The sequence below is a fragment of the Enterobacter sp. DC4 genome (assembly GCF_000568095.1).
Lineage (GTDB): Bacteria > Pseudomonadota > Gammaproteobacteria > Enterobacterales > Enterobacteriaceae > Enterobacter > Enterobacter pseudoroggenkampii.
The window spans coordinates 295255-303845 of sequence record NZ_AZUB01000006.1 but is presented as its reverse complement, the minus strand read 5'-3'; the positions used below and the strand labels follow the sequence as shown (position 1 = coordinate 303845).

The 8591-nt window shown below is 54.0% G+C and carries 9 protein-coding genes and 1 other annotated feature; of the genes, 5 read left to right on the top strand and 4 right to left on the bottom strand.

Annotation, left to right across the window (positions count from 1 at the left end):
• Nucleotides 1-242: hypothetical protein (locus tag P349_RS26875; protein ID WP_238552259.1), on the top strand; the 242-nt coding region annotated here is incomplete at its 5' end.
• A gap of 144 nt (nucleotides 243-386) precedes the next feature.
• On the opposite strand, the gene clpB is transcribed toward P349_RS26875, so the two are convergent.
• The 3 genes from clpB to rluD all read right to left on the bottom strand — a co-directional run bounded on the left by clpB (nucleotide 387) and on the right by rluD (nucleotide 4798).
• Complete coding sequence (gene clpB / locus P349_RS05965; protein WP_032646889.1) at nucleotides 387-2960, bottom strand: ATP-dependent chaperone ClpB; 2574 nt, start codon at nucleotides 2958-2960, stop codon at nucleotides 387-389.
• 129 nt (nucleotides 2961-3089) lie between these two features.
• On the bottom strand, nucleotides 3090-3821 hold the full coding sequence (gene yfiH, locus P349_RS05970) for a purine nucleoside phosphorylase YfiH (protein ID WP_032646892.1): 732 nt from the start codon (nucleotides 3819-3821) through the stop codon (nucleotides 3090-3092).
• Nucleotides 3818-4798, bottom strand: coding sequence for a 23S rRNA pseudouridine(1911/1915/1917) synthase RluD (gene rluD, locus P349_RS05975; RefSeq protein ID WP_023308866.1), 981 nt, complete (start codon nucleotides 4796-4798; stop codon nucleotides 3818-3820). The genes yfiH and rluD overlap by 4 nt, the downstream gene beginning before the upstream one ends.
• A gap of 131 nt (nucleotides 4799-4929) precedes the next feature.
• Between rluD and bamD the strand changes: the two genes are divergently transcribed.
• The 4 genes from bamD (at nucleotide 4930) to pheA (ending at nucleotide 7704) form a co-directional block, all read left to right on the top strand.
• Nucleotides 4930-5667 carry an outer membrane protein assembly factor BamD gene (bamD, locus tag P349_RS05980; RefSeq protein WP_023308867.1) on the top strand — a complete coding sequence of 246 codons (738 nt, stop codon included), beginning with the start codon at nucleotides 4930-4932 and terminating at the stop codon, nucleotides 5665-5667.
• 268 nt (nucleotides 5668-5935) lie between these two features.
• Nucleotides 5936-6277, top strand: a complete 342-nt coding sequence (raiA, locus tag P349_RS05985) for a ribosome-associated translation inhibitor RaiA (RefSeq protein WP_003863162.1) — start codon at nucleotides 5936-5938, stop codon at nucleotides 6275-6277.
• Nucleotides 6278-6387: 110 nt separating this feature from the next.
• Nucleotides 6388-6513 (top strand) — a sequence feature (Phe leader region).
• Nucleotides 6389-6436 carry a pheA operon leader peptide PheL gene (gene pheL, locus P349_RS26420; RefSeq protein ID WP_100249759.1) on the top strand — a complete coding sequence of 16 codons (48 nt, stop codon included), beginning with the start codon at nucleotides 6389-6391 and terminating at the stop codon, nucleotides 6434-6436. Its footprint overlaps the feature before it by 48 nt.
• 30 nt (nucleotides 6514-6543) lie before the next feature.
• On the top strand, nucleotides 6544-7704 hold the full coding sequence (pheA, locus tag P349_RS05990) for a bifunctional chorismate mutase/prephenate dehydratase (protein WP_032646893.1): 1161 nt from the start codon (nucleotides 6544-6546) through the stop codon (nucleotides 7702-7704).
• Here the strand turns inward: pheA and P349_RS05995 are convergent.
• Nucleotides 7701-8573, bottom strand: a complete 873-nt coding sequence (locus tag P349_RS05995; protein ID WP_032646895.1) for an SMP-30/gluconolactonase/LRE family protein — start codon at nucleotides 8571-8573, stop codon at nucleotides 7701-7703. The two genes, pheA and P349_RS05995, sit on opposite strands and share 4 nt — an antisense overlap.
• Nucleotides 8574-8591: the final 18 nt, after the last annotated feature.

Here is an 8591-nt window from a genome sequence, read left to right as displayed (position 1 = left end):
TGTTCACTCAGAGACTTGGTATTCATTTATTGTCCGAAGACATTAAGAATCCATGTCACTTTGAGTGCCCACACAGATTGTCTGATAAATTGTTAAAGAGCAGTGCCGCTTCGCTTTTCGCTGCGGCACGGGGTGTGCATATTACGCTTTCCCGCTTCAGAGTCAAGCGTTTATTTTCGCTATTCTCTGCTGACCCGGCGGCGTGTGTGCCGTTGTTCCGTGTCAGTGGAGGCGCATTATAGGGAGTAATTCCGAACCTGCAAGGATAAAGTGAAATTTATTTACTGACTGCTCACTTTCCAGGCAAAACCGACTCCAGACCTCAATTTTCGCCTGGTTTTTAAACAAAAACGAGCCGCAAGCGGCTCGTTTTTGCGTTTTGTGACTTACTGCACTGCCACAATGCGATCGTCGTTGGCTTCCAGACGAATAACTTTGCCTGGAATCAACTCTCCGGAGAGGATCTGCTGCGCCAGTGGGTTTTCGATCTGCTGCTGGATAGCACGTTTCAATGGACGCGCACCGTAAACCGGATCGTAACCATTCTCGCTCAGCAGCTTCAGCGCCTCGTCGGAGATGTGAATTTCATACCCACGCTCTTCCAGACGTTTGTACAGACGCTGCAGCTGGATCTGCGCAATCGACGCAATGTGTTTCTCACCCAGAGGATGGAATACCACCACTTCATCAATACGGTTGATGAACTCAGGACGGAAGTTATGGCTCACCACACCGAGCACCAAATCCTTCATATGGCTGTAGTCCAGTTCACCGAAACGTTCCTGAATCAAATCAGAACCCAGGTTCGAGGTCATGATGACAACCGTATTACGGAAGTCGACCGTTCTCCCCTGCCCGTCGGTCAGACGCCCATCATCCAGCACCTGCAACAGGATGTTGAACACATCCGGGTGTGCTTTTTCCACTTCATCCAGCAGGATGACGGAATAAGGACGACGGCGAACCGCTTCCGTCAGGTAACCGCCTTCTTCATAACCGACATATCCCGGAGGCGCACCGACCAGACGTGAGACGGAGTGTTTCTCCATAAACTCGGACATGTCGATACGCACCATCGCGTCGTCGCTGTCGAACATAAAGTTAGCCAGCGCTTTACACAGCTCGGTTTTACCGACACCGGTTGGCCCCAGGAACAGGAACGAACCGATTGGACGATTAGGATCGGAAAGCCCCGCACGGCTACGGCGAATAGCGTTCGATACCGCTTCAACCGCTTCGTTCTGACCAATCACACGATTGTGGAGATCGTTCTCCATGCGCAGCAGTTTTTCACGCTCGCCTTCCAGCATGCGCGCCACCGGAATACCGGTCCAGCGAGCAAGCACTTCCGCGATTTCTGCATCCGTCACCTTATTACGTAACAGACGCATCGTTTTCCCTTCTGACTGCGTCGCTATCTCAAGCTGTTTTTCCAGCTCAGGAATTTTGCCGTACTGCAGTTCAGACATCCGCGCCAAATCGCCGACACGGCGAGCCTGCTCAATGGCAATTTTTGCCTGTTCGAGTTCAGCTTTGATGGTCTGCGTGCCGGAAAGGGATGCTTTCTCGGCTTTCCACTCTTCTTCCAGCTCAGAATACTGGCGCTCTTTATCGTCCAGTTCTTCATTGAGCATATCGAGGCGTTTCTTACTGGCTTCATCAGACTCTTTCTTCAGCGCCTGCTGTTCCAGCTTGAGCTGAATGATGCGTCGGTCGAGTCGGTCCAGCTCTTCCGGCTTCGAGTCAATTTGCATACGAATGCTCGACGCCGCTTCATCAATCAGGTCGATCGCTTTATCCGGCAACTGACGGTCAGCAATATAACGATGCGAAAGCGTCGCCGCCGCAACGATGGCCGGGTCAGTGATCTGCACGTGGTGGTGCAGTTCATAGCGCTCTTTCAGACCACGCAGGATCGCGATGGTATCTTCAACGCTTGGTTCAGCAACAAACACTTTCTGGAAACGACGCTCAAGAGCAGCATCTTTCTCAATGTACTGACGATATTCGTCCAGCGTAGTGGCACCGACGCAGTGAAGCTCACCGCGCGCCAGCGCAGGTTTCAGCATATTCCCGGCATCCATCGCGCCGTCTGCTTTACCCGCGCCGACCATGGTGTGCAGTTCATCGATAAACAGAATGACGTTGCCTTCCTGCTTCGCCAGGTCGTTAAGCACGCCTTTCAGGCGCTCTTCGAACTCGCCGCGGTATTTCGCACCGGCCACCAGCGCGCCCATGTCCAGCGCCAGCACGCGGCGGCCCTTCAGGCCTTCCGGTACTTCACCGTTCACAATACGCTGCGCCAGCCCTTCAACAATGGCGGTTTTACCGACACCCGGTTCACCAATCAGCACCGGGTTGTTCTTGGTACGACGTTGCAGTACCTGAATCGTACGGCGAATTTCTTCATCACGGCCGATAACCGGGTCAAGTTTGCCCTGTTCAGCACGCTCGGTCAGATCGACCGTAAATTTCTTCAAAGCCTGACGTTGGTCTTCGGCTCCCTGATCGTTCACGCTTTCACCTCCGCGCATTTTCTCAATCGCCTGAGTCACATTGGCGGTGGTCGCACCGGCAGATTTCAGCAGGTCGGTCAAGGTACCGCGTGATTCAAGCGCCGCCAGAACAAACAGCTCTGACGAAATAAAGTTGTCCCCACGTTTTTGCGCCAGCTTGTCGCAAAGGTTCAGCACGCGTACCAGATCCTGCGACGGCTGAACGTCGCCGCCGGTCCCTTCGACCTGCGGCAAACGGCTCAGCGCCTGATCGATAGCGGTGCGTAACTGGCCAGCATTAATGCCAGCGGACGTTAATAAAGGACGTACCGATCCCCCTTCCTGATTCAGCAAGGCGCTCATTAAATGAAGAGGTTCGATAAATTGGTTGTCGTGCCCCAGTGCGAGGGACTGGGCATCGGCGAGAGCAAGCTGGAATTTATTAGTAAGACGATCCAGACGCATAACTCCTCCCATAACAGGTCAAATTTGCTACTGGAGATTAAATGAGGTCATCCCTCAATTATTCAAGGTTAATGACCTGAATTATGTGAAAAGAAAACGGCACGTACCGGATCGTCTTGATTCTTTAGGTTATATCAGCCAAATAAAACTTGCCATACGACCAGTGGTCTTGTCGCGGCGATAAGAGAAAAAATCACCCTTTTCGGTGAATGTGCAGCGATCGCCGCCGGAGATCTGCGTTACGCCTACGTTATTCAAACGCTGACGCGCAAGCTGGTAAATATCGGCCAGATATTTATCTCCAGAAGGCAGGAAGGCGTCCACCGCTTGCGGATCTTTATCCATAAAGGCTTCGCGGACCTCTGGACCCACTTCAAAAGCGCGAGGACCAATGGCCGGGCCAAGCCAGGCCATAATATTGGCGGGCGCATCCTTAAAGCAGGCGACGGTTTCTTCCAGCACGCCTTCACACAGTCCACGCCAGCCCGCGTGTGCTGCAGCCACCTCGGTGCCTGCACGGTTGCAGAACAGCACTGGCAGACAATCGGCGGTCATTACGGCACAAACGGTTCCCGGAGTATTGCTGTAAGAGGCATCAGCGCGTTTAGAAGCATAGGGTTCTCCCGTCAACTTCAGCACCGCCTTGCCGTGAACCTGTTCCAGCCAGACTGGCTTCGACGGCAAGTTCCCCGCAGCAAACAGACGCCTGCGGTTCTCTTCCACGTGTTCCAGGTTGTCACCACAGTGCGCACCGAGGTTCAACGACTCCCACGCGCCCTGGCTAACGCCGCCAGTGCGGGTTGAACTGCAGGCAGCCACGCCAGCCGGCAATGGCCACTCCGGGACAATCAGTTTGGTCATAACCAGTCCACTTGATCCTTATGTTCTTCGAAATCAGCACGCATGGCGTCAATAAGATCCACCATATCCTGAGGGATAGGCGCATGCCACTCCATCTGAATGCCGGTGATAGGATGGTAAAGACGCAGCATGGTCGCGTGCAGCGCCTGACGATCGAATTTACGCAATACGCTGATGAACTCATCCGATGCGCCTTTAGGTGGACGCGGACGGCCACCGTAGACCTGATCCCCCACCAGCGGATGGGTAATGTGGGCCATATGCACGCGGATCTGGTGAGTACGCCCGGTTTCCAGACGCAGGCGCAGGCGCGTATGAATACGGAAGTGTTCCATAATGCGATAGTGCGTCACCGCCGGTTTACCCATCGGATGCACCGACATATGGGTACGTTTGGTTGGGTGACGGCTGATTGGCTCTTCCACCGTTCCGCCAGAGGTCATATGCCCAATGGCTACCGCCTCATACTCACGGGTGATTTCGCGCAGCTGCAGCGATTCCACCAGACGGGTCTGAGCAGGAACGGTCTTCGCCACCACCATCAGACCGGTAGTGTCTTTATCCAGACGGTGCACGATACCCGCGCGCGGGACATCCGCGATCGGTGGATAGTAATGGAGAAGTGCGTTAAGTACCGTACCGTCAGGGTTCCCCGCGCCCGGATGAACAACCAGGTCGCGCGGCTTGTTGATCACCAGAATGTCATCATCTTCATAGACGATGTCCAGTGGGATATCCTGCGGCTCGAAGCGGATTTCCTCTTCGATTTCAGCATTGATGGCGACAGCTTCCCCACCTAACACTTTCTCTTTTGGTTTGTCCCAGATCTTGCCGTTTACCAGCACGCGCTGGTCAAGGATCCATTCTTTTATGCGTGAACGCGAATAATCAGGGAACAATTCGGCCAAAGCCTGATCTAAGCGTTGACCGAGCTGATTTTCGGAGACTGTTGCGGTGAGTTCTACTCGTTGTGCCATAAACTGCTTCTTCGTTTAACGTTGGGTTTTACGGCTTTGCCGTTTAATATAGTGTGCTATTGTAGCTGGTCTTAATCGGGAGCAGGAACAGAGTTTCTCCCGGACAAACATTTGAGGAAAGTCAAAACGTCATGACGCGCATGAAATATCTGGTGGCAGCGGCCACGTTGAGCCTGGCTTTGGTGGGCTGCTCCGGTTCAAATGAACAGGTCCCTGACAATCCGCCGAATGAAATCTATGCGACTGCACAACAAAAGTTGCAGGACGGTAACTGGAAACAGGCGATAACGCAACTGGAAGCGTTGGATAATCGCTATCCATTTGGTCCGTATTCGCAGCAGGTACAGTTAGATCTCATCTACGCATACTATAAAAATGCCGATCTGCCGCTGGCTCAGGCAACCATCGATCGTTTCATGCGTCTGAACCCGACTCATCCTAACATCGACTACGTGATGTACATGCGCGGCCTTACCAACATGGCGCTGGACGACAGTGCGCTGCAGGGCTTCTTCGGCGTGGATCGTTCCGACCGTGACCCGCAGCATGCGCGTGATGCCTTCAATGACTTCTCCAAACTGGTGCGCGGCTATCCGAACAGTCAGTACGTGACCGACGCCACCAAGCGTCTGGTGTTCCTGAAAGATCGTCTTGCGAAATATGAATACTCCGTGGCGGAATACTATACCCGCCGTGGCGCATGGGTTGCCGTGGTTAACCGCGTAGAAGGTATGCTGCGTGATTACCCGGATACTCAGGCAACGCGCGACGGCCTGAAGCTGATGGAAAATGCTTACCGTCAGATGCAGATGACCGCTCAGGCTGAAAAAGTGGCGAAAATCATCGCCGCGAACAGCAGCAACACCTGATTTTGCCTCAATGCAAAACGGCAGCCCGAAGGCTGCCGTTTTTTTATTCGTTTCTGAGCGTCGCTGAAGCGCGTTAGCCTCAACACATCCTGTCAACTATGGCCCCAATTTATGCCTTCTACAAGGTAAATCTCACCTCTTCCTGCCCTGCCTCACAAAAAAGATTCCCTGACAAAAACCGACAAAATAACGTGATCTAAATCACACATTTTGACATTGGGTCGGGTATGCTGGAATCACCAAGACGGAAAGACAAGAGGTAAAATTTATGACAATGAACATTACCAGTAAACAAATGGAAATTACTCCGGCAATTCGCCAGCACGTCGCAGACCGTCTCGCCAAACTGGATAAATGGCAAACACATTTGATTAATCCACATATCATCCTGTCCAAGGAGCCGCAGGGTTTCATCGCTGACGCAACTATCAATACTCCAAACGGCCATCTGGTCGCCAGCGCAAAACACGAGGATATGTACACCGCTATTAACGATTTGATCAACAAGCTGGAACGGCAGCTCAATAAAGTGCAACACAAAGGTGAAGCCCGTCGCGCCGCAACATCGGTGAAAGACGCCAGCTTCGCGGAAGAAGTTGAAGAAGAGTAATCCTTTAAATTGAGTGTACCGCCAACGCGCCTTCGGGCGCGTTTTTTGTTTTTTATTGACAGGGTGAAAACAGTACGGGTACTTTAACGGTATCACTCACAGGATGACTTTATGAAACTTACGCCGTTCTTCTTCGCATTCTTTTTTACCTTCCCCTGACCGGGAGGCGTTTCGTCGTGTGATAAAGAATGCGAAGACGAACAACAAGGCCTCCCACACCGGGGGGCCTTTTTTATTGATAACGATAAAATGAGACAGACAACACTATGACACCGGAAAACCCGTTACTGGATCTGCGCGTAAAAATCAGCGCGCTGGATGAGAAACTGCTGGCGCTGCTGGCCGAACGCCGTACTCTTGCCGTTGAAGTGGGCAAAGCCAAACTGGACTCCCATCGCCCGGTTCGTGATATCGACCGCGAGCGGGATCTGCTGGAGCGTCTGATCCAGCTCGGTAAAGCGCATCACCTCGATGCCCACTACATTACCCGGTTGTTCCAGCTCATCATCGAAGACTCCGTTCTGACCCAGCAAGCGCTACTCCAGCAGCATCTCAATAAAACCAATCCGCACTCTGCGCGTATCGCCTTCCTCGGGCCGAAGGGCTCTTATTCTCACCTGGCCGCACGTCAGTATGCCGCACGCCATTTCGAAGAGTTTATCGAGAGCGGCTGTGCGAAGTTTGCCGACATTTTTAACCAGGTCGAAACCGGCCAGGCGGATTACGCCGTGGTGCCGATTGAAAACACCAGCTCCGGCGCCATCAACGACGTCTACGATTTGCTGCAGCACACCAGCCTGTCGCTGGTCGGCGAGCTGACGATCCCTATCGATCACTGCGTGCTGGTCTCCGGCTCAACGGACCTGAACACGATCGAAACGGTCTACAGCCACCCGCAGCCGTTCCAGCAGTGCAGCCAGTTCCTGAACCGCTATCCGAACTGGAAAATTGAGTACACCGAGAGCACCTCGGCGGCGATGGAAAAAGTGGCGCAGGCGAACTCCCCCACCGTCGCGGCGCTCGGCAGCGAAGCGGGCGGCGCGCTATATGGTTTACAGGTGCTGGAACGCAACCTGGCGAACCAGACGCAAAACATTACCCGCTTCGTGGTGCTGGCCCGCAAGGCAATCAATGTGTCTGACCAGGTACCGGCCAAAACCACGCTGCTGATGGCCACCGGCCAGCAGGCCGGTGCGCTGGTTGAAGCCCTGCTGGTGCTGCGTAATCACAACCTGATCATGACGAAGCTGGAATCACGTCCGATCCACGGTAACCCGTGGGAAGAGATGTTCTACCTCGATATCCAGGCCAACCTGGAATCTGCGTCCATGCAGAAAGCCCTGCGCGAGCTGGGCGAGATCACACGTTCCATGAAGGTGCTGGGCTGCTACCCGAGCGAAAACGTCGTCCCGGTCGATCCGAGCTAACGTTCGATAAAGCGGCTTTTCTTCATCCCTGCCACACTCACCGGCAGGGTGAAGATGGCGCCGGAGAGCGGATATTTCGCCACCTCTTCTGCATCCATATTTTCCCGCGTGGTGGTAATAAACAGCGTTTTCATGTCATCGCCGCCAAAGCAGACCATCGTCGGGCAACGTACCGGCATGCGGTATTCTTCCAGTTGCTCCCCTTGCGGTGAAAAACGCGCAATCCGCCAGCCGTCAAACAGCGCGCTCCAGTAGCAGCCTTCCACGTCCATCGCCGCGCCGTCCGGAATCCCTTCCCCCTCTTTAAACTGACGAAACACCTCACGCCTGCCGGGTTCGCCCTGCTCATCAAGCGGGATACGGTAGATCACACCGTTTGGCGTGTCTGAGGTAAACATCCACTGCTTATCCGGGCTAAACGCTAAGCCATTGTGACCGTGAATATCGCACTGGATCACCTTCGGCGTCAGGTCGTTGTCGATGCGCATCAGCAGGGCGCCGTTGTAATCTCCCGGTCCCCAGAACGTGCCCGCATAGAACCGGCCCTGATGGTCGGTGCCCCCATCGTTAAAACGCGCCAGCTGTGGGTTAGAGGGGTTATCGCACACCTTGCGCTGTAGAAGGCCATGCTTATCGGCAAGCCAGATGCCATTGCGCATGGCGACGATAAACCCGCCGCGCTCGCGCAGCGCGAAACAGCCCACCTCCTCGTGGAAAGAAAGCACGGTGTGTTCCGCCGTCGGCAGATGGTAGCGGTGGATCTCTCCTTCCAGAATATCGGCCCAGTAGAGCTCGTGCTCTTCGGCGCTCCACGTCGGGCATTCAGGCAGATGCCCGGTGTAATTCAACAGCAGCTGCAGTTCAGCCATGACAGTTCCCCAAAATGA